This window comes from Streptomyces colwelliae (assembly GCF_048158785.1).
GTDB lineage: Bacteria > Actinomycetota > Actinomycetes > Streptomycetales > Streptomycetaceae > Streptomyces.
Window position 1 is genome coordinate 1 of record NZ_JBLTJC010001097.1, and the last position, 349, is coordinate 349.

Annotated in this window: 1 pseudogene; it reads right to left on the reverse strand. The window is 65.9% G+C overall.

The window, feature by feature from the left end:
• Positions 1-269: pseudogene (locus ACNFOC_RS56200) on the reverse strand (oxidoreductase); the annotation flags it as partial.
• Positions 270-349 lie beyond the last annotated feature (80 nt).

Below are 349 nucleotides of genomic sequence, written 5' to 3' on the forward strand. Positions count from 1 at the left end.
CCGAGCTCCACGTCCGACAGATCCAGACAGCCACTTATCCGTGCGCCGGACAGCTTCAGGCAGGCGGCGACGCCTTGTTGCGTGGCATTCGCACCCGAGAGCAGCGCCGCGAGCACGCTGGCTCGAATCGCCCGCTCGGGGCCCCACTGCCCACCCTCGACGACACGGTCGTCCTCCGCTACTCCTGTACGCAGGTCCACGCGGCGTCCCTGGGGGAACGCGTCCCACAGCTCACGCTCCGGTGAAGTCAACTCGTCGTATGAGAGCACTCATGCAGAGTAGTGATCTCCCTCGCACTCGCCTTGCCCAACTGCTCGCGGATCGTCGTGCGGACCATTCCGTTAGGGGT